Source organism: Mycobacterium sp. pUA109 (assembly GCF_041287095.1).
In the GTDB taxonomy this organism is placed as follows: domain Bacteria; phylum Actinomycetota; class Actinomycetes; order Mycobacteriales; family Mycobacteriaceae; genus Mycobacterium.
In genome coordinates this window covers 1-24,237 of sequence record NZ_JBGGKS010000034.1, presented here as the reverse complement: position 1 = coordinate 24,237, position 24,237 = coordinate 1, and the positions used below count along the sequence as shown (strand labels likewise).

15 protein-coding genes, 1 tRNA gene and 4 pseudogenes are annotated in these 24,237 nt (G+C 70.5%); 13 read left to right on the top strand and 7 right to left on the bottom strand.

Translation table 11 applies throughout. The features are described from left to right. Positions 1-142: 142 nt before the first annotated feature. Together ACAG26_RS26410 and ACAG26_RS26405 are read right to left on the bottom strand one after the other, a co-directional pair. Complete coding sequence (locus ACAG26_RS26410; RefSeq protein WP_370486042.1) at positions 143-958, bottom strand: CbiQ family ECF transporter T component; 816 nt, start codon at positions 956-958, stop codon at positions 143-145. Further along, the gene (locus tag ACAG26_RS26405; protein WP_370486041.1) at positions 955-3,042 is read right to left on the bottom strand and encodes an ATP-binding cassette domain-containing protein; all 2,088 of its coding nucleotides are present in this window, start codon (positions 3,040-3,042) and stop codon (positions 955-957) included. Before ACAG26_RS26405 ends, ACAG26_RS26410 begins: the two co-directional genes overlap by 4 nt. 72 nt (positions 3,043-3,114) lie before the next feature. Here ACAG26_RS26405 and ACAG26_RS26400 point away from each other — a divergent pair, with 72 nt between their 5' ends. The 6 genes and pseudogenes from ACAG26_RS26400 to ACAG26_RS26375 all read left to right on the top strand — a co-directional run bounded on the left by ACAG26_RS26400 (position 3,115) and on the right by ACAG26_RS26375 (position 9,984). Beyond that, positions 3,115-3,576 carry a MarR family winged helix-turn-helix transcriptional regulator gene (locus ACAG26_RS26400; RefSeq protein WP_370486039.1) on the top strand — a complete coding sequence of 154 codons (462 nt, stop codon included), beginning with the start codon at positions 3,115-3,117 and terminating at the stop codon, positions 3,574-3,576. A gap of 116 nt (positions 3,577-3,692) precedes the next feature. Further along, positions 3,693-3,956 (top strand): annotated as a pseudogene (locus tag ACAG26_RS26395) (FHA domain-containing protein); the annotation flags it as partial. A 174-nt stretch (positions 3,957-4,130) separates the two neighbouring features. Further along, positions 4,131-4,589, top strand: a pseudogene (locus ACAG26_RS26390) (ATP-binding cassette domain-containing protein); the annotation flags it as partial. Beyond that, a complete protein-coding gene (locus ACAG26_RS26385) occupies positions 4,584-5,708 on the top strand; it encodes an ABC transporter permease (protein ID WP_370486061.1) in 1,125 nt (374 codons plus the stop codon). The pseudogene ACAG26_RS26390 and the gene ACAG26_RS26385, both read left to right, overlap by 6 nt. Positions 5,709-5,749: 41 nt before the next feature. Further along, positions 5,750-8,020: an ATP-binding cassette domain-containing protein gene (locus tag ACAG26_RS26380; RefSeq protein WP_370486038.1), complete on the top strand. Its 2,271-nt coding sequence runs from the start codon at positions 5,750-5,752 to the stop codon at positions 8,018-8,020. Positions 8,021-8,049: 29 nt separating this feature from the next. Further along, complete coding sequence (locus ACAG26_RS26375) at positions 8,050-9,984, top strand: acyl-CoA dehydrogenase (RefSeq protein ID WP_370486036.1); 1,935 nt, start codon at positions 8,050-8,052, stop codon at positions 9,982-9,984. Between the two features lie 91 nt (positions 9,985-10,075). Here ACAG26_RS26375 and ACAG26_RS26370 read toward each other — a convergent pair whose 3' ends face one another. Beyond that, positions 10,076-10,555, bottom strand: coding sequence for an LppP/LprE family lipoprotein (locus ACAG26_RS26370; RefSeq protein ID WP_370486060.1), 480 nt, complete (start codon positions 10,553-10,555; stop codon positions 10,076-10,078). Positions 10,556-10,763: 208 nt separating this feature from the next. Here ACAG26_RS26370 and ACAG26_RS26365 point away from each other — a divergent pair. From ACAG26_RS26365 to ACAG26_RS26355, 3 genes and pseudogenes are all read left to right on the top strand, one after another. After that, positions 10,764-10,823: pseudogene (locus ACAG26_RS26365) on the top strand (hypothetical protein); the annotation flags it as partial. 63 nt (positions 10,824-10,886) lie between these two features. Further along, a pseudogene (locus tag ACAG26_RS26360) lies at positions 10,887-12,128 on the top strand (molybdopterin-dependent oxidoreductase); the annotation flags it as partial. Positions 12,129-12,194: 66 nt separating this feature from the next. Further along, a complete protein-coding gene (locus ACAG26_RS26355) occupies positions 12,195-14,969 on the top strand; it encodes a molybdopterin dinucleotide binding domain-containing protein (RefSeq protein ID WP_370486059.1) in 2,775 nt (924 codons plus the stop codon). 424 nt (positions 14,970-15,393) lie between these two features. On the opposite strand, the gene ACAG26_RS26350 is transcribed toward ACAG26_RS26355, so the two are convergent. Beyond that, positions 15,394-15,466 (bottom strand) — tRNA-Asn (locus ACAG26_RS26350). Positions 15,467-15,618: 152 nt separating this feature from the next. Here ACAG26_RS26350 and ACAG26_RS26345 point away from each other — a divergent pair. Further along, positions 15,619-15,867: a hypothetical protein gene (locus ACAG26_RS26345; protein WP_370486035.1), complete on the top strand. Its 249-nt coding sequence runs from the start codon at positions 15,619-15,621 to the stop codon at positions 15,865-15,867. Between the two features lie 12 nt (positions 15,868-15,879). Here ACAG26_RS26345 and dnaG read toward each other — a convergent pair whose 3' ends face one another. Continuing rightward, positions 15,880-17,778, bottom strand: a complete 1,899-nt coding sequence (gene dnaG, locus ACAG26_RS26340; RefSeq protein ID WP_370486034.1) for a DNA primase — start codon at positions 17,776-17,778, stop codon at positions 15,880-15,882. A 241-nt stretch (positions 17,779-18,019) separates the two neighbouring features. Between dnaG and ACAG26_RS26335 the strand changes: the two genes are divergently transcribed. Further along, positions 18,020-18,481, top strand: a complete 462-nt coding sequence (locus ACAG26_RS26335; RefSeq protein WP_370486033.1) for a hypothetical protein — start codon at positions 18,020-18,022, stop codon at positions 18,479-18,481. Positions 18,482-18,609: 128 nt separating this feature from the next. Further along, a complete protein-coding gene (locus tag ACAG26_RS26330; protein WP_370486032.1) occupies positions 18,610-19,578 on the top strand; it encodes a sensor domain-containing protein in 969 nt (322 codons plus the stop codon). Here the strand turns inward: ACAG26_RS26330 and ACAG26_RS26325 are convergent. Together ACAG26_RS26325 and ACAG26_RS26320 are read right to left on the bottom strand one after the other, a co-directional pair. Beyond that, complete coding sequence (locus ACAG26_RS26325) at positions 19,571-20,830, bottom strand: deoxyguanosinetriphosphate triphosphohydrolase (protein ID WP_370486031.1); 1,260 nt, start codon at positions 20,828-20,830, stop codon at positions 19,571-19,573. The two genes, ACAG26_RS26330 and ACAG26_RS26325, sit on opposite strands and share 8 nt — an antisense overlap. Before the next feature lie 31 nt (positions 20,831-20,861). After that, the gene (locus ACAG26_RS26320; protein ID WP_370486030.1) at positions 20,862-22,088 is read right to left on the bottom strand and encodes a hypothetical protein; all 1,227 of its coding nucleotides are present in this window, start codon (positions 22,086-22,088) and stop codon (positions 20,862-20,864) included. A 78-nt stretch (positions 22,089-22,166) separates the two neighbouring features. Here ACAG26_RS26320 and ACAG26_RS26315 point away from each other — a divergent pair, with 78 nt between their 5' ends. Further along, positions 22,167-24,149: a TPM domain-containing protein gene (locus ACAG26_RS26315; protein ID WP_370486029.1), complete on the top strand. Its 1,983-nt coding sequence runs from the start codon at positions 22,167-22,169 to the stop codon at positions 24,147-24,149. The last annotated feature ends 88 nt before the right edge of the window (positions 24,150-24,237 follow it).

The window sequence follows — 24,237 nt, the reverse complement described above, 5'->3', positions numbered from 1 at the left end:
CGCGAGCATGCCCGCCGGCCCCGACAACCCGCGAAAGTGCGTTCACGCAGCAAAAAGTCGAGTGCGGCCCTGCGTCAGCGCACTTTCGACGCACGGGGGGCGACGGGGCGACGCACGGGGCGGCCAAGGCCAAGGCGAAAGGCTAAGACCCCACCACCAGCAGCTCGAACGCCAGCGCCGCCCCGCAGCCCGCGGCGACCACCGCCAGCGCCACCCAATCGGCGCGGGTGGGCCGCGACGGGTACGCCGAGATCTGGCCGGTGCCGCCGCGGGCGGTGATCGCATCGCCCATCTCGTCGGCGCGGCGCAGCGTCACGATCAACGCGGCGCTGATCAGGTCGATCAGCTCCAGCGTCCGGCGATGCCGCCGCTCCCGACGGGTGCGGGGTTTTTGTTTGGGCCGCAGCCGACGCGCCGCGTACAGCACCCGGAACTCGTCGATGAGCATCGGGAAGGCCCGCAGCGCCAACGCCAACGCCACCGCCCACTCATCGACCGGGATACGCAGCCAGCGCAGCGGACGGCTCAACGCGGCGACCGCCGGCGCGATCTCGGCGACGTTGGTGGTCCACGACACCATCGCACCCAGGCCCAGCAGCACGATCGACAATGCGGTGATCCGCAGGAAATTCAGCAGCCCACCCAGCCCGACCTCCAGCGAGGCCACCTGCAGCACCGGGCTGCCGCCGGCCAGCGCCGCGGTGAGCCCGCCGATGGCCAGCAGGATCCACAACAGCCGCGGCACCGACGGCAACGCGCCGCGCGGGATGTGCGCCGCGCGGGCGGTCCCCAACACCAGCAGCGCCACCAGCCCGATCGGCACCCAGCCCGGGTAGAACGTCAGCAACACCCCGATGCCGAACACCACGATCAGTTTGGTGCCGGCCCACAGCTGGTGGATGGCCGAGCTGCCGGGCACCGGGCGCAGCAGCACCACCGGCCGCGACGCGGTTGTCATGCCGCACCCCCGGCCGCACCCCCGGTGGCCGCCGAAGCCGGCACCAGCACCCCGTCCCGCAGGTGCAGGGTGCGCGGGCACAACCCCTCCAACCCGACGAAGTCATGGGAGATGACCACCACGGTCAACCCGGTGTCGCGGCGCAGCTCCTCCAGTAGCTGCAGCAGCCCGCGCTGGCTGCCGGCGTCCAGCCCGGCCAGCGGCTCGTCGAGGATCAGTGCTCGGGGCGCCCGGGCCAGCAGTCCGGCCAGCACCACCCGGCGCATCTGGCCGCCGCTGAGCTGGTCGATGCGCCGCTGGGCCAGTGCGGCGTCCAAGCCGACCACCGCCAGCGCGGCGGTCACCCGCTCGTCGTCGGGCGAAAACCCGGCCGCCGACGCGACTTCCAGCCCGACATGGCTGCGCATCAACTGCAGCCGGGCCGCCTGGAACGACAACGCCACCGCGCCCACCTGCTCATGCATCGGGCGGCCGCCGAGCAGACAGCTGCCGGTGGTCGGCACCGTCAACCCGGCCATGATCCAGGCCAGCGTGGATTTGCCGGATCCGTTGCCGCCGTGGATCAGCAGCCCGTCGCCGGCGTGCACCTCGAAGCCGATGTCGCGCAGCGCGGTCTTGGCCCACGGTGTGCCGCTGGCGTATTCGTGGCCCACCCCGCGCAATTCGATCACCGGCGCCTCGTCCCGGTGGCCGGCCGCCGGGGTGGCCCCCGGCGCGGCGGCGGCGCCGACCAGCTCGACGACCTCGGCGTTATCGCGGGAGTCGCTGAGGTTGATGGTGCGGTCGGCGATGTCGGCCTCGTTGTTGTAGTGCGTGATGTGCACCAGGGTGGTTTGGTGCCGGTTGCGCAGCCCGGACAGCACCCGCAGCAACACCTCGCGGCCCTGCTGGTCGACCATGCTGGTGACCTCGTCGGCGATCAGCAGCGCCGGATCGCGCGCCATCGCCGCGGCCACCGCCAGCCGCTGCAGCTCGCCGCCGGACAGCCCGCCGGTGTCGCGTTCAGCGAAGCCGTCCAACCCGACTTCGCCGAGCAGCCGGTCGATGTCGGTGCTGGTGCCCGGCGGCAACCCCCACACCACGTCGTCGGCGACCCGGGTGCCCAACACCTGGCTTTCCGGGTGCTGCATGACGACCGCGGTGCCGCCCAGCCGGCCCAACCCGACCGCGCCGGGCCGGGCCAGCCGACCCGCCGTCGGCTCCCGGCCGGCCAGCAGCAGCATCAACGTGGTTTTGCCGGAGCCGTTGGCGCCGGTGACCGCGAGGTGTTCCCCGGCGTGCACATCGAGGCTGACCGTCGACAACGCGTCGTGGTCGGTGTTCGGGTAGCGGAACCGCACCCGGTCCAACCGCACCGGCACCGGCTGCACCGGCCCGCGATCCGGCGGGGTGTCCAGCTTGTGCACATCGGGCACGCCGCGCAGCCGCTCCAGCACCCGGGACAGCGCCCACCAGCCGATCAGCGAGACGATCATGATCATGATCGCGGTGTGGACGAGGATCAGCCACGGCCAATACCGCAGCGCCAACGCGAAAAAGCCGCGCAGCTGGTCGCCGAACGCCCCGACATCCGGCAGGCCCGGGATCCACGCGACAGCGGCGGCGACACGCTCGACCAGCTTCGCGAGGCCATCGACGTTGGCGGTGATGGTGTCGAAGATCAAGTGCCGCAGCCGGGCCAGCACGACCAGCGCGGCCACGTTGAGGGCGCCGATCACCAAGCCGGCGACGAACGAGGCGGCCAGCACGGTCGGCGTGCCGCGGCGTCGGCGTTTAACGATGCCGGTCAGCCCGCCGATGTAGACGCAGTTGATCACCGCCGTGAGGCCGCCGGCCCCGGCGATCAGGAACGCAATGGTGCCGGCGGCCACCGTGGCGGCGAACAGCACCCGGATCCGGTAGCGGTAGGCCAGCAGCCCCATCGGAACCGTGCCCAGCAACGCGATGCCCGCCGCGAACGGCACGACGACCGCGATGATTGCCGTGGCCGCGCACAGCGCGGCCATCACCGAGGCCTGGGCGAGTTCGCCGGGCTGCAGCGACCGAACCCGAGGCATAGGGGTCGGCGAGCCGGTCGCGGTCATTTCATCGATTCTGCCAGCCGCCGCGCCGCGACCCACCTTGGTCTAGTTAGCAAATCTATGTAATATGGATTCATGTCGTCATCATCTGCCGCGGACACTACGGCCAGCCTGGGCGCCGATTTGCTCAGCGTGGTCGCGCGGCTCAACCGGCTGGCTAACCAGCGGGTGCAATTGCCGCTGCCGGGGGCACAAGCCCGGCTACTGTCCACCATAGAAGCCTTGGGTGAGGCCCGGATCTGCGATCTGGCCGCGGTGGATCACTGCTCCCAGCCGACGATGACCACCCAGGTGCGCCGGCTGGAGGACGCCGGCCTGGTCACCCGCAGCGGCGACCCCGGCGACGCCCGGGCCGTGCTGATCGCGATCACCCCCGAGGGCCTGCGCACCCTGGAGCGGGTCCGCGGGGACCGCGCGGCGGCCATCGACCCGCAACTGGCGCGGCTGGCCCCCGAGGAGCGGCAAATCCTCACCGACGCGCTCGACGTGTTACACCGCTTTCTCGAAAACGCCGCGCCGCCACCGCGTACCGCCTGACCAGAAGAGGTAGGGTGGCGCCGTCGCGACAGCGGCGGTACCAAGGATCTCAGGATCAAACCCGGACGTCCGCGGGGGGACGCCCACGAGTCAATACGGTGAGGCGCGCTACGTCGATGTTTCCTTCCGGTCCCCACGGCCGGCCGCAGCCGAGCTCCCGCTTCGCCGGCCCGGCCGATCAGCCGCCCACCCTGCCGGCCATGCCCGCCGTCGCGTTACAGACCGGGGCGCTGACGTTCGGTCGCCACGCCGACTGCGACGTCGTGGTGCGCGACCCGTTGGTGTCCCGGATGCACGCCACCGTGATCCCCACCCCGGCCGGGCCGGAGATCGTCGACAACTTCAGCATCAACGGCACGTTCGTCAACGGCCAGCCCATCGAGCGGGCGCTGCTGCGCGACGGCGACGTGGTGACCCTGGGCAACAGCGATTTCACCGTCTCCGGGGGCACCCTGGTGCCCCGGTCGGTCACCCCGCACACCGGCGGCGTGCAGGCCGAGCGGCTGCGGCTGACCATCGACGGGCACCAGTTGTTGAGCGACGTGTCGTTCACCGCGCGTCCGGGCACCCTGACCGCGGTGATCGGGCCGTCCGGGGCCGGCAAATCCACCCTGATCAAACTGCTGGGCGGGGTGGTGCGGCCCACCATGGGCCGGGTCACCTTCGACGGCCGCGACATCCACGCCGAGTACGCCGCGATGCGGTCCCGGATCGGGGTGGTGCCCCAAGACGACGTCGTGCACCGGCAGCTCACCGTCGAACAAGCCCTCGGGTATGCCGCCGAACTGCGGCTGCCGCCGGATAACTCCGCCGCCGACCGGCGCCAGGTGGTGGACCGGGTGATCGACGAACTGGAGTTGACCGCGCACCGCAAAACCCGGGTCGACAAGCTGTCCGGCGGGCAACGCAAACGCGCCTCGGTGGCGATGGAACTGCTCACCGGCCCGTCGCTGCTGATCCTCGACGAGCCGACCTCCGGGCTGGATCCCGCGCTGGACCGCCAGGTGATGTCGATGTTGCGCCGGCTGGCCGACGCCGGCCGCGTCGTGGTGGTGGTGACCCATTCGCTGACCTACTTGCGGATGTGCGATCAGGTGCTGCTGCTGGCGCCCGGCGGTAAAACCGCGTTCGCCGGTCCCCCGCACGCGATCGACGCGGCGATGGGCAGCAGCGACTGGGCCGATATCTTCGCGTTCGTCAGCGCCGACCCCGACGCCGCCCACTACCGGTATGTGACCGGTCAGCACGCGGCGCGGCCGCCGGCGCCTCCGCCGGCCCCGCCCGCCGCGCCGGCGGGCCGTCCCGCCCGCATCCGGCGGTGGCGGCAGATCTGGTGCCTGACCCGACGCCAAATCCGGCTCATCGTCGCCGACCGCGGCTACTTTGCGTTCCTGGCCGTGCTGCCGTTCATCCTCGGGGCGCTGACGCTGACGGTGCCCGGCGGCACCGGGTTCGGCCCGGCCGACCCGCGCAGCGACACCCCCGACGAAGCCTCCGAGCTGCTGCTGGTGCTGCTGGTGGCGGCGGTGTTCATGGGCACCGCATTGACCATCCGGGACCTGGTGGGCGAACGCGCCATCTTCCGGCGTGAGCAATCCGTCGGGCTGTCGGCGTCGGCGTACCTGGCCGCCAAGGTCATCGTGTACAGCCTGGCCGCGCTGATCCAGACCGCGATCCTGACCGCCATCGTGGTGCTCGGCAAGGGCCCACCGAAACGCGGGGCGGATCTGTTGGGCAGCCCGCTGCTCGAACTGTTCCTGGCGCTGGCCGTCACCGCGATCGTGTCGGCGCTGATCGGGCTGGCGCTGTCGTCGCTGGCGAAGTCCACCGAGCAGATCCTGCCGATGCTGGTGGTGGCGATCATGGTGTCGCTGGTGTTCTCCGGCGGGATGTTCCCGCTGGGCGGCCGGGCCGGGCTGGACCAGCTGTCCTGGTATCTGCCGTCGCGGTGGGGGTTCGCGGCCGCCGCGTCCACCGTGGACCTGATGTCGGTGGATCCGGTGTCCCCGCACGATCAGTTGTGGACCCACTCGGCGCGCTGGTGGGTGGCCGATATGTCCATCCTGGTCATCCTGGGCACGGTGTGGACCGCCTTGGTGCGTTGGCGGTTGCGCCTACCCAGCCATCGGTGACCCGGCGGGTTACCGTAGGACGGGCACGAAAGGTGGTGGCCATGCCGAGCGAGGCGTCCGCCGCCCAGCTGACGGTCTGGGTCGGATCCGCGAAGTACGCCTTTTCCCCCGGCCGTGATGTCACGGTGGGCCTCGATCCCCGCTGCGACATCCGCCTCGCCGCCCCGGACACGTCGATCTCGCCGATCCACCTGGTGCTGCGGTGCGGCGACACCGGATGGGTGGCCATCGACAGCAGCCGCGACGGGATCTACCGCGACGGTGTGCGCGCGCCCACGGTCACCATCGCCGACGGTGCGGCCATCACCCTGGGCGATCCCCAGCACGGGCCGCGGCTGGTGTTCCGGGTCAGCGCCCCCGCCAAAGGCCCGCTGCCCCCCTCGGAGCTGCCCACCGGCCCGATCCCGGTCGCCCAGCCGAGCCCACCGGCGGCCCAGCCGGCTCCGGAACCGCCGTCGGCGCGGCTGACGCGACCCACCCCCGCGGTGCTGCGCCCACCCGCGGCGCCGCCGACCCCGCCGCGGCCGCACGAAGCGGCGGCGACCAGTCGACTGCCCGCCAGCCGCCCCGCCGCCGACCACCCGATGGTGGCGCATCGGCTGGGGCTCACCGTCGACGGGCACCAGCTGCTGGCCGACGTGTCCGTCACGGTGCGCCCGGGCACGCTGACCGCGGTGGCGGGACCGTCGGCGGCGGCCACCTCGGCCCTGGCCGGCCTGCTCGCCGGGGCGCTGCGGCCCAGCATCGGCGCGGTCACCGTCGACGGGCACCGCGTCGACGACCCGGCGCGGCGCCGCCGGGTCGGGCTGGCACCGGCCGGCGACGTGGTGCACCGCCAGCTCACCGTCGACCAAGCGGTGAGCTACGCGGCGGCGCTGCGGCTGCCCGCCGACGCCACCGCCGAGGATCGCCGGCACGCGGTGGACCGGGTGCTCGGCGAGGTGGACTTGACGCACCGCCGCACCGTGCAGGTGGGCAAGCTGTTCCACGCCGAGCGCACCCGGGCGTCGCTGGCCACCGAATTGCTGACCGGGCCGTCGGTGCTGGTCCTCGACCAGCCGACCGCCGGGTTGGCGCCCGAACCGGAACAGCAGATGATGGCGCTGCTGCGGCGGCTCGCCGACGCCGGCCGCGCCGTGGTGCTGGCCACCACCTCGCCGATCTGCCTGGACGGCTGCGACCAGGTGCTGCTGCTGACCGCCGCCGGCACCCCGGCCTTCCTCGGGCCGCCCGCGCAGGCCGCCGAGGCGCTGGGCGTCACCGACTGGTCGGACGTCCTCGACCAGCTCAGCACCGACCCCGACGGCGCCCACCGGGCGTTCCTGGCCCGCCAGCCGGCCCCGGCACCCCCGCCGGCCGCGGCCGCCGAGCCGCCCGAGGGGCCCGAGGGGCCCGCCCCGATCGGCTGGTGGCGGCACCTGACCGTCGCGGCCCGCCGCCAAGCCTGGGTGCTGATCGGCGACCAGCGCCACTTCGTCCTGGCGGTCCTGCTGCCGTTCCTGTTCGGGGCGCTGTGCTGGGTGCTGCCCGGCCGCGACGGGCTGCGCCCGGCCGACCCGTACGGCGACAACCCCAACCAGGCCGTCCCGATCCTGGTGGTGCTCACCCTCGCCGCGGTGGTCATGGGCTTGGCCCTGACCATCCGCGACCCGCTCGCGGAACGCCTGGTGTTGTGGCGCGAACAATCCGTCGGGCTGTCGGCGTCGGCCCACCTGGCCGCCAAACTCCTGGTCTACGCGGTGGTCGCGTCGATCCAGACGGCCGTGCTCATCGTGGTCGCGGTGCCCGGCGACCGCGCGCCCACCGGCGGCGGCGCCCCGATGCTCGAGCTCTACCTCGCGGTGGCCGCCACCGCCGTCGTCTCGGCGATGATCGGGCTGACCCTGTCCGCGCTGGCGAACGACCCCCTGCAACTGCTGGTGATGTTCGTGCTGGCGATTTTGGTGTCGCTGGTGTTCTGCGGGGGAATGGCCCCGATCACCGGGCGGCTCGGCTTCGAGCAGGTGTCGTGGCTGGTGCCGGCCCGGTGGGGGTTCGCGGCGGCCGCCTCCAGCGTGGATCTGCGCACCATCGACCTGCTGGCCGCCGACGACATCCTGTGGTCGCCGGGCTGGTGGTGGTTCGACATGACCATCCTGGCGGTGTTGGGGATGCTGGCCGTCGACGTGCTGTGGTGGGTGCTGCGCGCGCCCACCCCCAAGCGCTACCTCGCCGCGACCGGCCACCGAGTGCCGGCCGCGGGTGCGGCGGGCACTCCGGTGCCGGCCGCCGCGGACACCGTCGAGGCGGCCGGCGGCGAAAAGCCCGGGTAACCCCGCCGACGCGGCGCTACCGTCGAGGGATGACCACCACCGCCGAACATCTGCGCAATACCCTGGACGGCCGCTGGCATGACGTGAAGAACCGGATCCGAACAACGCTGACCGATCCGGTGTTTCGCCCGCACCACACCCCGAACACGGTCATCGCCCGCACCAAGGTGGCCGAACAGCTGAGGATCATGGCGTCCGCCGGGGCGGCCGCCGACGGCTTCAACAAGGAACACGGCGGCACCGGCGACGTCGGCGCGGCGATCACCATGATCGAGATGCTGGCGATGTCGGACCTGTCGCTGATGGTCAAGGCCGGGGTGCAGTGGGGCCTGTTCGGCGGCGCGATCGAGAACCTGGGCACCGAGCGGCACCACGAGAAATACGTCAAACCGATCATCAACCTGGATTTGCTCGGCTGCTTCGCGATGACCGAGACCGGGCACGGCAGCGACGTGCAGTCCCTGGAAACCACCGCCACCTACGACGCGGCCACCCAAGAGTTCGTCATCGACTCCCCCACCCCGTCGGCGCGCAAAGACTACATCGGCGGCGCCGCCGAAACCGCCACCGTCGCAGCGGTGTTCGCGCAGCTGATCACCGCCGGTCCGGGCGAGGAGCCGCAGAGCCACGGCGTGCACTGTTTCGTGGTGCCGATCCGCGACCCCGACGGCAACGACCTGCCCGGGGTCGCCACCTCGGACTGCCACTACAAGGGCGGGCTGCCCGGCGTCGACAACGGGCGCATCCGGTTCGACCACGTCCGCGTCCCGCGGGAAAACCTGCTCAACCGCTACGGCGACGTCGCCCCCGACGGCGGCTACAGCTCCCCGATCGAAAGCCGGGGCCGGCGGTTCTTCACCATGCTGGGCACCCTGATCCGCGGCCGGGTCACCGTCGGCGGCAGCGCCGGCGCCGCCGCCCGGGTGGCCCTGGACATCGCGACCCGGTATGCGTTGCAGCGCAGGCAATTCACCGCCCCCGGCGATGACGACGACGAGGTACTCATCATGGACTACCTGGTGCATCAGCGCCGGCTGTTCCCGCTGATCGCCCGGTCGTATGCGCTGCAGTTCGCGCAAAACGAGCTGGTGTCCAAATGCCACGACCTGCAGACCGCCGAGGACCCCGACGCCGAGGAGCAGCGCGAGCTGGAGGCCCGGGCCGCCGGGTTGAAGGCCGCCAACACCTGGCACGCGTCGCGGGCCATCCAGGAGGCCCGGGAGGCGTGCGGCGGCGCCGGGTACATGGCCGAGAACCGGCTGATCGGGCTGCGCGCCGACACCGACGTGTTCACCACCTTCGAAGGCGACAACCATGTGCTGACCCAGTTGGTGGCCAAACAGTTGCTGACCGCCTACGCCGACGACATCGGGTCGATGAGCCCGGTGGAGTGGGTGCGGTTCGCCGCCAACGCGGTCGGCGACCGGGTGATGAAACGCACGGCGGCCGAGGCGATTATGCAGCGCCTGGTGGACGCCCGACAGGACAGCGAGGAAGAGGGCAGCCTGTTCAACCGCGGCACCCAGGTGCACATGTTCGAGGACCGGGAGGATTACCTGCTGTCCTCGGTGGCCCGCCGGCTGCAGAGCAAGGCCAACGAGATGAGCGAGTTCGACGCGTTCAACGCCGTGCAGGATCACGTGCTGCACGCCGCGACCGCCCACATCGACCGGGTGGTGCTGGAAGCCTTTGTCGCCGGCATCGAGGCGTGCGAGGACGAGCAGGCCCGCGAGCTGCTCGAGTTGGTGTGTGACCTCTACGCGTTGAGCGTGATCGAAGAGGACAAGGCCTGGTACATCGAGCACCGCTACCTGTCCACCGAGCGGGCCAAGGCGGTCACCCGCGGCATCAACGACCGGTGCCGCAAGCTGCGTCCCTACGCCGAGGTGCTGGTCGACGGGTTCGGCATCCCCGAGCCGTTGCGGTACGCCGAAATGCTGCACCCGGAAAACCTCCCGGGCTGAGGTCCCCTGTCGCCGCGAGCGTGCGTGTCCCCGGCCGACACGCCGGGCGAAATCCCGGATCTGCGCACGCTCGCGGCGCAAGGGCGCCGAACTACTGGTTCGGAATCGGGTCGAGGGCTTGGAGTTTGCCGTCCGGCCCGATCTGGTAGCGCACCGTGCCGATGCCGGTGGGCCGTTCGGGCGCGTCGCCGCTCGTCTGCCACTGGTATTGCACGGTGACGGTGTCCTGACCGGGCGTCAGCACCGTGGTGTAGGGCTTCGGGTTGGTGGTGGGGCTGCCCAGCGGGGTGTTGTGGTCGAAGAACAGCAGCTGGTGGGGGCTGACCGCGGTCGCGCTGCTCGGCGCGATCTGCACCCAGTACAGCCGGCAATCGCGGGTGTGCCCGCGACCGATTTCGGTCCAGGTCGACCCCGGTACCGCGCTCGGCTCCCCGAGGATCGCGTGCTGCACGGTGTCCGCGCTCGGCCCGTCGGAGGCCGCGCAGTGATCCGGGTGCTGCGACGCCGATGACCCGGGCTTCCAGCCGCAGCCGGCTGTGATCATGCCCACAATCACCAGGATCGCCGCCATTTGCCGCCGCACGCTGCGCAGTTTACGGGGCAGTCAGCAAGTGCGGAGCGTGATCACAACGGACTCCCAGGGTAAAGAAACGATCTTGAAACGTTCGCCCGGCACTGTGGGGAACGGACCCGATACAAGGAGGTAGATTCGCGTGCCCGCCGAACCCGACACGCGCAGCATCGACACGCTGTGCGCGTACTGCGGTGTCGGCTGCGGCATGGTGCTGCAGGTCGGCACGGATCCGCAGACCGGACATAATCGGGTCACCAAATCGACCGGCAACAAGACCCACCCCACCAACTTCGGCCGGCTGTGCACCAAGGGCGCGACCACCGCCGACATGCTGGCCGCACCGGGCCGGATGGAGTCGGCGCATCTGCGGCCTAACCGCGGTGAACCGATCGAACCGGCCGACATGGACGCCGCGATCACGCACACCGCACAGCGCCTGCGGGCGATCATCGACGAGCACGGACCCGACGCCGTGGCGCTGTACGTGTCAGGCCAGATGTCCACCGAGGCCCAGTACCTGGCCAACAAGCTGACCAAGGGGTTCATCGGCACCAACCAGATCGAGTCCAACTCCCGGTTGTGCATGGCCAGCGCCGGTTCCGGGTACAAGCAGTCGCTGGGCGCTGACGGGCCGCCCGGGTCGTATCAGGACTTCGACAACGCCGACGTGTTCTTCGTCATCGGCGCCAACATGGCCGACTGCCACCCGATCCTGTTCCTGCGGATGATGGACCGGGTCAAGGCCGGCGCCAAGCTCATCGTCGTCGACCCGCGCCGCACGACGACCGCGGAAAAAGCCGACCTGTTCTTGCAGATCGCCCCCGGCACCGACCTGGCGCTGCTCAACGGGCTGCTGGCGCTGATCGTCGCTAACGGGCATATCGACGAGGAGTTCATCGCCGAGTTCACCGAGGGCTGGGAGGTGATGCCCAGCTTCCTGGAGCAATTCCCGCCGGATGCGGTGAGCCAAATCACCGGGATCTCCGAACAAGACATCCGCACCGCCGCGCAGTGGATCGGCGAGGCGGCCAACTGGATGAGCTGCTGGACCATGGGGCTCAACCAAAGCACCCACGGCACCTGGAACACCAACGCCATCTGCAACCTGCATCTGGCCACCGGTGCGATCTGCAAAACCGGAAGCGGCCCGTTCTCGCTGACCGGGCAGCCCAACGCGATGGGCGGCCGCGAAATGGGTTACATGGGGCCGGGTTTGCCCGGCCAGCGCACCGCCGTCAACGACGACGACCGCGCCTTCGTCGAGGACGCCTGGGGCATTCCGCGCGGGTCGCTGCGCACCGAGGCCGGCGGCGGCACCATCGAGATGTTCTCGAGGATGGCCGACGGCCAGATCAAGGCCTGCTGGATCATCTGCACCAATCCCGTTGCCACGGTGGCGAACCGGAAAACGGTGCTGGCCGGCCTGGAACGCGCCGAGCTGGTGATCGCGCAGGACGCGTTCGCCGACACCGAAACCAACGAGTACGCCGACGTGCTGCTTCCGGCCGCGTTGTGGACGGAATGCGAAGGGGTGCTGATCAACTCCGAACGCAACCTCACCCTGTTCCAGAAGGCGATCGACCCGCCCGGCTCGGCGTTGCCGGATTGGCAGATCATCGCCCGGGTCGCCGCCGAGATGGGGTACGCCGACGCGTTCGCCTACGGCAGCGCCGAGGACGTGTTCGAGGAGATCAAGCGGTTCGCCAACCCCAAGACCGGCTACGACCTGCGCGGCATCAGCTACGACTGGCTGCGCAAGTCCCCGATCCAGTGGCCGTGCCCGCCGGGCAGCACCGAGGACCGCAACCCGATCCGCTACCTCAACGACGGGGTGAGCCAGACCCAGGTGGTCCGCGAGGACGGCAGCATCCCGCGACTGGCGTTCGCCACCGCCAGCGGGCGCGCGGTGTTCTTCGCCCGCCCGCACCTGCTGCCCGACGAGATGCCCGACGACGACTACCCGTTCCTGCTCAACACCGGGCGGTTGCCGCACCAGTGGCACACCATGACCAAGACCGGAAAGGTCGCCAAACTCAACAAACTCAACCCCGGCCCGTTCGTCGAAATCCACCCCGACGACGCCGCGCGGCTGGCCATCGCCGACGACGACCCGATCGAGATCGCCTCGCGGCGCGGCCGCGCCGTGCTGCCGGCGGTGGTCACCGACCGGGTGCGGCCGGGCAACTGCTTTGCCCCGTTCCACTGGAACGACGCCTTCGGCGAGTACCTGTCGATCAACGCCGTCACCAACGACGCCGTCGACCCCACCTCCCAGCAACCGGAGTTCAAGGCCTGTGCCGTCACCCTGACCAAAGTCGCCACCGGCGCAACGCAACCCAGCGACACGCAAACCGCGGCGCCCGAGTCGAAGACCACGGCGCCCGAGCGCGGCGGCCACCAACCGGCCGGCGCGCCGCACACGGAGGAGATCAGCTTGTCCCAGGTCGACACCCTCGCCGAACTCCTCGGGCACACCGACGAATTCGCCGTGCAGTTCGATGGGCTGGAAAGCCGTTACCTGGCCGGGCTAGTCGCCGCGCTGCGCACCGAGGCCGGGCGCCGCGCGCCCGGGGTGCCGACGCTGCCGATGAGTGCCCCGTTCGAGCCGGGCAACCGGATGTTCGTCGACGGCGTCATGGCCGGCCTGTTCTCCCGCAGCCCGGTGCCCGGGGGCGGCTGGGCAGCCCTGCCGGCGCCGACGGCCGCCCCCGCCCTGGACCGCGGTCCGACGGACCCGGGGCCGGGCGCCGACGACGCGGAACCGCAGCGCACCCCGATCGTGCTGTTGTGGGCCTCCCAGACCGGTAACGCCGAGGAAGCCGCCACCATGTGCGCCGCCCGGCTCACCGACGCCGGGTTGCCGGTCGCGCTGCACGCCATGGACGACTTCGCGGTGGCCGACCTGGCGGCCACCCCGGAACTGTTGCTGGTCACCAGCACCACCGGCGACGGCGACCCGCCGGATAACGGCAGCGGGCTGTGGGAGGTGTTATCCGTCGATACCGCACCGCAACTGGCCGACACCCGCTACGCCGTGCTGGCGTTGGGTGACTCCAACTATGACGACTTCTGCGGGCACGGACGCAAACTTGACGCCCGGCTGGCCGACCTCGGCGCCACCCGCATCGTCGACCGCGTCGACTGCGAACCGGACTACGAGGACGCGGCCGCCGAGTGGCTGGCCGCGGTGACCGAGGCCCTAGTGCGCGAACCGGTCCTGGTCGGCGGCGGTGCGGCACCGGCGCCCGCCGCAGCACCGGCACCCGCCGCGCCGCTGGCGCCCCCGCCGCAGCCGTACGGGAAGAAGAACCCACTGGTCACCTGCCTGGTGGGCAACACCGTGCTGAGCGGGCCCGGGTCGGCCAAGGAGGTGCGCCAGTTCGTCTTCCTGCTGCCGGAGAACACGCTGAGCTACGAGGCCGGCGACGCGCTGGGGGTGTGGCCGCGCCATCACCGCGAGCTGGTCGACGAATGGCTGGGTGTCACCGGGTTGGACGGTGACACCCTGGTGGAGGTCGGCGACCACGAACCGATGCTGCTGCGCGACGCGCTGCGGGAGCGGTTCGCGATCGCCCGGCTCAACCCGGACCTGGTGCGGTTTGTCGCCGAACGCAACGGCGACGCCGAGCTGCGCGAACTGCTCAAGCCGGAGAACAAGGCCCGGTTCACCGACTGGGCGTGGGGACGCCACCAGATCGACCTGTTCACCGAATACCCGGTGCAGGTGTCCGCCGACGAGTGGACCCAGGTGCTCAAACCCCTTCAGCCGCGGCTGTATTCCATCTCATCGAGCCCCAAACAGGACCCGTGGGAGGTGCACCTGACCGTGTCGGCGGTGCGCTACGACTTCCAGGGCCGCCCACGTCGCGGAGTGTGTTCGACGTATCTGGCCGACGCCGCCGACAACGACGGGATCGGGGTTTTCCTGCAGAAGTCCAACCACTTCCGGCCGCCCACCGAGTCGCACACCCCGATGATCATGATCGGGCCCGGCACCGGCATCGCGCCGTTCCGCGGCTTCCTGCAGGAGCGGCGCGCGCTCGGCCACACCGGACCCAACTGGCTGTTCTTCGGTGAGCAGCACGCCGCCACCGACTTCTACTACCGCGACGAGATCACCGGCCTGCACGCCGACGGCTTCCTCACCGAACTCGACCTGGCGTTCTCCCGCGATCAGCCGGAGAAGGTCTACGTGCAGGATCTGATGCGTCGCCGCGGCGCCGAGGTGTGGCGCTGGCTGCAGGACGGGTCACACCTGTACGTGTGCGGGGATGCGACGCGGATGGCCAAAGAAGTCGACGCCACGATCGTGGAAATCGCGCAGCAGCACGGCAACCTCGACCACGACGCCGCCAAGGCGTATGTGAAAGGGCTGTCCTCCGCGGGCCGCTACCAGCGCGACGTGTACTAGGGGTTCTGGTGGTCGGCAATACGCCGACCCGCGCCCCGGCCCACGCCTTAAGCTGGCCAGGTTACCAACCCGAACGAAGGAGTAGCCGATGGCGTGGTTCCTCGCGCTGCAAGGACCGCCCAGCAAGGTCGGCCAGGGGCTGACCTACGAACTGCACGACTCCGCGGATGTCGCGCAGATCACCGAGGAGATGCTCAGTTCGGCGTCCAGCGACCGTCCGGTGGCGATTCCGGCCGTGCTGGGCACCCGGCCGCAACCGGTGACGGTGTATGTGCGGCCGGCGGTGTGGGGGGCGTGGTCGTTCTACGAGATGACCGAGGAAGAACGCCGCGAAATGCTGGCCGCGAACCCGCTGATCAATGCGGTCGCGCAGGCGGCCAAGCAGAAACAGGCCAAGGCGCAACCGGGCCCGTCGATGGTGACGCTCCCCCGGCTGGACTCGAACCAGCAACCCTTCGGTTAACAGCCGAATGCTCTGCCAATTGAGCTACAGGGGACTGACCGTCCACGATAGACGCTGTCGCGTCCACGTGGGCTGCGGGACGACTCTAGCGCACCGGGCGCGGGCCGCGCGAAACGGGCCAGCCTGTCCGCCGCCCCCGCGGCCGGTGAGGCAGGATGGAGCCATCGATTTGTCTGGAGGGGACCTTTGATCCGGTATTTCGTGGTGCTGGGGTTGGGTTACGTGTTGGGCGCGAAGGCCGGCCGTCGCCGCTACGAGCAGATCGCGGGCACCTACCGTGCCCTGACCGGCAGCCCGATAGCGCGGTCGGTGATCGACGCGGGCCGGCGCACCATCGCCAACCGGGTCTCCCCCGATCCGCGGATGGTGACGCTGACCGAGATCGACCAGCGCACCGCCGTCGTCACCCCGCAGCGGGCGGACAACGCAAACTGAGCCGCGCCCGGGTCAGGCGGTGAGGTCGTCGCCGCTGGCCTGCTCCAGCAGGCTGCGCCGGTAGGCCTCCATCGCGACCAGGTCGCCGAACAGGGCGTGGTATTCGTCGCTGTTGTCGACCGGGGACATGCGCTGCAGCTTGGATTTGACCTCGGCGATCTGCCGGCCCACCCACACCTCCTGCAGCCGGGCCAGCACCCCGCCGATGTAGCGCGGCAGCTTGTCCTCGTCGACCCGGATGGCCTCCACCCCGAGCTCGTTGATCAGGCCCGCGGTGGCCGCCGAGGTGGTCTGCTGGCGCACGGCGTCGATCCATTCGGCGCCGGCGATCCCGGCGGTGGTGCCGCCGGCGGCCCCCAGCGCGGTGCGGACCGCGGCGTAGCCGGGGTGGGTGAAGCTCTCCACGGTCAACGTGTCGAACACCGGCCCGGCCAGCGCCGGATACTGCAGCGCCGATTTGAGCGCTTCGCGCTGCGGCCACAGCGTGGGATCGGCCGGGTCGGGCCGGGACACCGCGGGTGCGGCGGGCGCCCCGTTGCCGGCGGCGGCGCGACGGGCGGCGGGCTTATTGCCGCCGTGGGTCCGGGCCTGGTCGCGGACCCGGCCGATGACCTGCGCGACGTCGTCCCAGCCGACCCAGCCGGCGAGCTGGCGCGCGTACTCGTCGCGCAGCATGGGGTCCTTGATCCGGGCGACCATCGGCACGCAGCGGCGCAGCGCACCCACCCGGCCCTCGGCGCTGTCCAGGTCCATCTCCTGCAACGCGGCCCGGATTGCGAACTCGAACAACGGGGTTCGCCGCGCCACCAGATCCCGCAACGCCACGTCGCCGGATTTGAGTCGCAGATCGCAGGGGTCCATGCCGTCGGCGGCCACCGCGACGAAGGATTGCCCGGCCAGGTGCTGCTCACCGTCGAGCGCTTTGACCGCGGCGGCCTGACCGGCCGCATCGCCGTCGAACACGTAGATCAGTTCGCCGCGGAAAAAATTGTCGTCCATCATCAGGCGGCGCAGCATGGCCAGGTGCTCGTCGCCGAAGGCGGTGCCGCACGAGGCGACGGCGGTGGTGACCCCGGCCAGGTGCATGGCCATCACGTCGGTGTAGCCCTCCACGACGACGGCCTGATGCCCCTTGGCGATGTCGCGTTTGGCCAGGTCGATTCCGAACAGCACGTTGGATTTCTTGTACAGCACGGTTTCGGGGGTGTTGACGTATTTGGCTTCCATCGGGTCGTCGGGGAAGATGCGGCGGGCCCCGAAGCCGATCACCTCGCCGGCCGCGGTGCGGATCGGCCACAGCAGCCGGCGGTGGAACCGGTCGATGGGGCCGCGTCGGCCCTGCCGGGACAGGCCGGCGGCCTCGAGTTCTTTGAACTCAAAGCCCTTGCGCTGCAAGTGTTTGGTCAAGGTGTCCCAGCCGGACGGGGCGAATCCGCAGCCGAACTGTGTCGCGGCCGCGGCGTCGAAGTTGCGCTCGGTGAGGTACTGGCGCGCCGGGGCGGCCTCCTCGCTGGTCAGCGCCGCGATGTAGAACTCGTGGGCGGCGGCGTTGGCGGCGATCAGCCGGCTGCGGGTGCCCCGGTCGCGCTGCGCGCCGGTGCTGGTCCCGGTGTAGCTGATGGTGTAGCCGATCCGGTCGGCGAGCAGTTCGACGGATTCGACGAAGTTGACGTGCTCGATCTTCTGCAGGAACGCGTACACGTCGCCGCCCTCGCCGCAGCCGAAGCAGTGGAAGTGGCCGTGGTTGGGCCGCACGTGGAACGACGGCGACTTTTCGTCGTGGAACGGGCACAGTCCCTTGAGCGAATCCGCGCCGGCGCGGCGCAGTTGCACGTAGTCGGCGACGACGTCCTCGATGCGGACACGTTCACGGATGGCGGCAATATCGCGATCGGGGATGCGGCCGGCCATCGGGCTAGTTTAGAGCGCCGGGCCGGGCCGCGATGACGCCGTCGCGGCCAAATTGTGCACGGATGGCGGGCCGGTGCCCGATAGGGTCGGGTTGACCCGGACGGTGATGCCGCGTCTCCCGACGCCGTCACGACCTGCCGGGTCCACTAGCGCCGACATCTGCGAAGTGAGGATGTGACCCATGCACGATCCCGCGGCGGCACGAACTGTCCGTCTCCCCGGCAGACGACGCGGTCCGCGGGTGGTTTTGCGACTCCTCGCCCCGATTCTCGCGTTCGGTGCGCTCACGGCGGGGGCCGCGGCCGCCGACCCGGAATCGTGCCAGTGGGATCCGAAAAACTCCGAACGATTGGACCCGGCGTCGCCCGAGGTGACAGCCATCCTCAAACCCGCTGTCGCGGATTTGACTCAGCAATTGGGCAAGCCCGCGAAGCTGGGCGAGCAGAGCATCAGCAGGTCGGGCCAATGGATGTTCGTGGAGGCGACCATCCTGGGCGCCGACGGCCGGCCGATCGACTACACGGGTACGCCTTTCGCCGAGGCCGCCGCACACGGGGGCAAGTCCAAGAAGTACCTGGCGCTGCTACGGCACGACGACCACGGCTGGAACCTGGTGACGCGGGCGATCGGGCCGACCGATGCCCAAGACCGTGGATGGCCCGAAAAGTACGGATCGCCGCCGGTGTACTTCATCTGCAACTGACGGCGGCCCACGCACGGTGCCGGATATCGTCAATCCGAGGCGGGCGGCGACGGGAGGCTGCGGTGAGCGGTGGGGGTTATCCGCCAGGTCCGTTCGGCCCTGACCCGTTCGGCGGGGGCTGGCCGCCCGTGGGCGGCTGGCCGCCGGGCGGCCCGATGCCGCCGCAGCAGCCGCCCCCCACCGAACAAACCAACACCCTGGCGACGCTCTCGGTGGTCTTCGCCGTCGTGTTCGCCCCAGTCGGGGCGGTGCTGGGTCACCTGGCGCTCTCGGAGATCAAAAAGCGTCCCCAGCGCGGACACACGCGTGCCCTGGTCGGGGTGACCCTGTCGTACGTGCTCATCGTGATCGCCGTGCTGGGCCTGGTGGTGTGGGCGGTGCTACCCGCCCGGACAAGCACGTCGTCGACAACCACCACCACACCACACCCCATCAGCGGGGACTCGATCAAGCAGATACTCCTGAACGGCACCGAGCTCACCGCATTGCTCCACCAGCCGTTCGAAACCACGGCGAAATACCCGCGGTATGGCGGGGTGGATGCCATGCCGGATCGCTTCCCGTCGGAAACCTCCGCCTCACCCCATGACTGCGTCGGCGCTATGGCCCTGACCGAGAAAAGCATCTACCAATCGGCCGGTGTGGCGAAATTCGCCGACGAGTCCTGGTTCGCCCCGCTCCCGAACCACGTCCGCGTGGTCGCGGTAACCGAGGCCGTGGTGGCGTTGCCCAACCCCGCGGATGCCGAAGATCTGTTCAACAAGTTCTCCGAGCAGTGGAAGCGATGCGAGGGACGAACCGTAACAACCACCGGCCATCGGCTCCCGGTGCCGAACGCTGGCGACCCTACTTTCGAAATCACCGATGTTCGCGTCGACGAATCCGTCCTTGCAGCGACGGTGATCGAAGGTCAGACCGGGAAGTCCCTTCAGGATCCAAGAGCGCGGGCCGTCGGGATATCGGAAAACTGTCTCGTGGAGGTCGACATCTCTTTCTTCACCGTGGAACTCGAGCAGCGCCAGGGGTCGGCCGAACCCGAGACCAGCGGCATCGACGTCGCCCGCGCCATGCTGGACAAGGCCCGCAAGCTCAGCTGATCCCGGCCGCCACCCGCTCGAGCCGCCCCTCGGTGTAGGAGGCGATCTGATCGACGATGACCCGCAGCCGGGTGTCGTCGTCGACGGCGGTGTTGAACGCCGGGACGAACACCGGGTCCAGCGTGCTCGGCGCGTTGGCCAGCAGCCACGCCGCCACCGCGTGGATGCGCTCACGCTGCCGCGCCTGGATTTCGCGGTGCCGCGGATCGGACATGATGAAGTGCACCGCCAGGGTTTTCAACACCGCCACCTCGGCGCGGACCACCTCGGGCACCTGCAGATCCGCGCGGTAGCGGGCCAGCGGCCCGTCCCCGGCGGCGGCGCGGGTCGCGGTGATCGCGGCCGACGCGAAGCGGCCCACCAACTCGCTGGTCAACCGTTTGAGCGCCACCGACGCCGACAGCGTGGCGTCGTACTTGCCGACCGCGGCGACCACCGGCAGCCCGGACAGCCGGGTGGCGGCGGCGACCAGGTCATCGGCGCTGACCTGGTCGAACTCGGATGCCCCGAGGCGGGCCAGCGTGGCGGCCGCGTCGTCGTCGGCGAGCACCCGCAGGTCGATGCGCCCGGCGATCACCCCGTCCTCGACGTCGTGCACCGAGTAGGCGACGTCGTCGGCCCAGTTCATCGCCTGCGCCTCCAGGCACAGCCGATCCGGTGGCGCGCCCTGGCGCATCCAAGCGGCGTGGTGGCGGTCGTCGTCGTAGAAACCGAACTTGGTGTGCCCGCCCCCGCGCGGCCACGGATACTTGGTGACCGCGTCCAGCGCCGCCCGGGTCAGGTTCAGCCCGGCGCTGCGCCCTTGTGGGTCAAGGACTTTGGGCTCCAGGCTGGTCAGGATGCGGAAGTTCTGCGCGTTGCCTTCAAAGCCGCCGCAGGACGCGGCAAGCTCGTCGAGCGCCTGTTCCCCGTTGTGCCCGTAGGGCGGATGGCCGATGTCGTGGGCCAGGCCGGCCAACTCGACCAGGTCGGGATCGCAGCCCAGCCCGATCGCCATCCCCCGCCCGATCTGGGCCACCTCCAACGAATGGGTGAGCCGGGTGCGCGGGGTGTCGCCCTCCCGCGGGCCGACGACCTGGGTCTTGTCGGCCAGCCGTCGCAGCGCAGCGCAATGCAGCACGCGGGCGCGGTCGCGGGCGAAGTCGGTGCGGTGCTGGCCCTCGGTGCCGGGCAGACCCGCGGTCTTGGGCGGCTCAACGACCACGCGGGCGCGGTCGTGCGCGTCGTAGGGATCCGGTTGGTTGGTGCTCACCGATGCCTAGTCTGCCAAAGCCGTGCGCGGCTCATTTGCTGGTCAACATCAGGTACTGGGCCGCCACCAGCTGGTGCACCACCGGCTCTTGGCTCCCCGACACCTCGATGGCGTAGCGGTCGGCCACCGCGACGCAGTAGAAGGCGGCCTCGTTCTGGCCTTTCTGCGCCAAGCATTTCGCCTCGGGTAACCCCTTGATCGCCGCGGCCGGACCAAATTGGGCGTCGGTCATCTCCCCCGCGAAGCCGTCGACGATCTTCTTCGCCGCGGCGGCGTCCGGGGTTTGGTAGACGTTGGTAAATCCCTTGGCCACCCATTGCAGCTGTGCGGCATCGAAGATGGGTTTCGTCCGGACCGGATCACCGTCGAAGTGCAGTTGGCCCTTCGCGTCGTAGACCCCGCCGGCCCCGTACAGCAGCTGGCTATCGGCCGGGCGGGGCAAGGTGCGGGCCAGCAGCCCGCCCGGATCGATCGGCAGATCAGCGAGCTGATCGACCGGGGTGGGTTGGAACTGGTCGATCAACGGGCCCTGTTTATCCAACGCGTCTGCGATCAAGGCCGCGGCGGCGTCGGCGCCGTCTTGCGACGTCGCGTACTGGTACAGCACGTAGGGACCGTGGGCGAGGAAGGATTTCACCGCCCAGTGCCCGAGCGCTTCCCAGTTGTGCGCCGAACCCCGGGCGTCGGCGTAGCGGGGAATCGGAACGGGCTGATACACGGTCGGTTCGTCGGAGAACGACGACTTCACACTGGCGCCCTTGTCCGCCAATTCGGTGGCCGCCGCCGCGGCGTCCTCGGGGCTGGCGAACCGCAGCACCACATTCCGCAATGACTTGCGGCGCTTCGTCGGGATTCCGGTACCTGGCCCCGATTCGTCGGCCCGGTAACTGCTGAACCCGGTGACGAAGTTGTGGGCAGCCACCACGTCCCCGGCGCCGGCTTCATCGCCGACGTTCAATGTGCCGACGTCTTCCACCGCACCCAGCCCGGTGACCAAGCTGGGGTCCACCTCCCAGGGGCCCAGCACATTGCCGGCCATCCGACGCGCTTCCAGACCTGCGCCTTTCGCGGGGTCACCGGCGTTGCCCAGCGGCGGCTGCGGTTTGGTCGGAAAATTTCCCGGATCCAACAGCGCGACGTCGACACCGCCCTGGGCGGCTTCGGTCTTCTGCGCCACCGAGCCGGACACGGTCGTCGTACAGCCCGCTAGCGTGACGGCCACCGCCGCGGCAGTCAGCACCTGCCTCATCCTCACCACGCCGTGAGCATAGAGCGACCCGGCGGGGCGCACGTGATCAACCGGCCGACCCGAGCGTTGCGCATTAGATTGGCAGGCATGCGCGTAGCCCGGCTGCTCGGCACCATCCTGGCGCTTCTGACCGCGGGTGCCCTGCTGGCACCGGCCGGCGCGGCGGACCCGCCGGCTCGGCTGACCGACTACATCACCGATAACGCCGGCGTGCTGAACAGCATCAGCCGCGGCCAGGTGTGGGGTCATGTCGACAGCCTCTACACCGACCACCACATCCGGCTGTGGGTGGTCTATGTGCACGACTTCTCCGGCCAATCCCCGGAGAGCTGGGCCCGCGAGACGATCCGGATGAACTATCTCGGCGACCACGACGCCCTGCTGGCGGTGGCCACCGACGACCGCAGCTACGCGTTTTTGGTGCCGACGGGGATCAAGAATGTCAGCTCCGGCCAGGTGCAGGAGCTGCGCCGCAACCAGATCGAACCCGCGCTGCACCGCGGCGACTGGGCCGGCGCCGCGGTAGCCGCCGCCGACGGGCTGGGCCGGTCAACGTCGACCAACTTCGACTGGTGGTCGCTGCTGATCGCGCTGGGGGTGGTGCTGGTCGTCGGCGTGGTGCTGGTGCTGGCGCTGCGGTATCGACGCAGGCGCCGCCGCGCCGCCGAGCTGACGGCGGCCCGCAAGGTCGATCCCACCGACGCGGGGGCGCTGGCCGACGTGCCGCTGCACGCCCTCGACGGCCTGTCGCGGGAGATGGTGGTCGACGTCGACAACGCGGTGCGCACCAGTACCAACGAGCTGGCGCTGGCGATCGAGGAATTCGGGGCGGCGCGCACCGAGCCGTTCAGCCAGGCGGTCAGCGCGGCCAAAGCGGCGCTGACCCAGGCGTTCAACGTGCGCCAACAGCTCGACGACGCCATCCCCGAGACCCCGGCGCAGCGCCGCGAACTGCTGACCCGGGTGATCGTCGCCGCGGCCAAGGCCGACCGCGAACTGGAGGCGCAGCAGGAGGCGTTCGAGCAGCTGCGCGACCTGGTGATCAATGCGCCGTCCCGGCTGGACGGGCTGACCCAGCGGCTGGTCGAGCTGACCGCGCGGATCCCCGACAGCGAGCAGCACCTCACCGAGTTGCGCAAGGAATTCGACGCCGCCGCACTGACTTCGGTGGCCGGCAATGTCAGCACCGCCGGCGAGCGGGTGTCCTTCGCCGACCGCAACATCACCCGCGCCCGGGAGGTGGCGGCCCGTCCGGTCGCCGGCCAGCAAAGCGAGTTGGTCGACGCGGTCCGCGCCGCCGAAGCCGCGCTGGGGCAGGCCGGGGCGCTGCTGGACGCGGTGGACAGCGCGGCCAGCGACATCCGGCACGCGGTGGCCGCCCTGCCGGCGGCGATCACCGATATCGAGGCCGGGATCGAGCACGCCGGCGCGCTGCTGCCGCAGGGCGCCGGGTCGCACCGCACCGAACTCACCGCCGCCCGCGCCGCGGCGGTCACCGCCGTCGACAACGCCCGCCGCTCCACCGACCCGCTCGGGGCGTTCATGCAGGTGACCAAGGCCGACGCGGACCTGGACCGGCTGCTGGCCGTGCTGGCCGAGGAGCAGGCCGCCGCCGAACGGCTCAACCGCGCGCTGGAGCAGGCGCTGTTCACCGCGGGATCGCGGGTGCGCGCGGTGTCGGACTACATCGACACCCGCCGCGGCAGCATTGGGCCGGAGGCGCGCACCCGGCTCGCCGAGGCGAGTCGGCAACTCGACGCCGCGCAGAGCCGACGCGCCACCGACGTGTCCAGCGCGATCGCGCACGCCCACAGCGCGGCCACGCTGGCCGCGCAGGCGCAGTCGTTGGCCCAGGCCGATGCGCAGTCCGCGCAGCAGGCCTACTACGGGCGCTACGGCGGCGGCGACAACACCGGCGCCATGCTCGGCGGGATCATCATCGGCAACATCCTCAGCGGCGGGATGCGCGGCGGGTTCGGCGGCGGCTCCGGGGGCGGCTGGAGCCCCACCTCCTTCGGCGGCTCCGACTCGTCCGGCGGCGGTTTCTTCGGCGGCGGCGGCCGGTTCTGAGGCCCCTTCCCCCCCGCGAGCGTGCGTAGTAAGAGAGTTATGACGCGTGTTGGCGAAGAAAGTGGCGTTTTTCTAGGAGATGGCGACG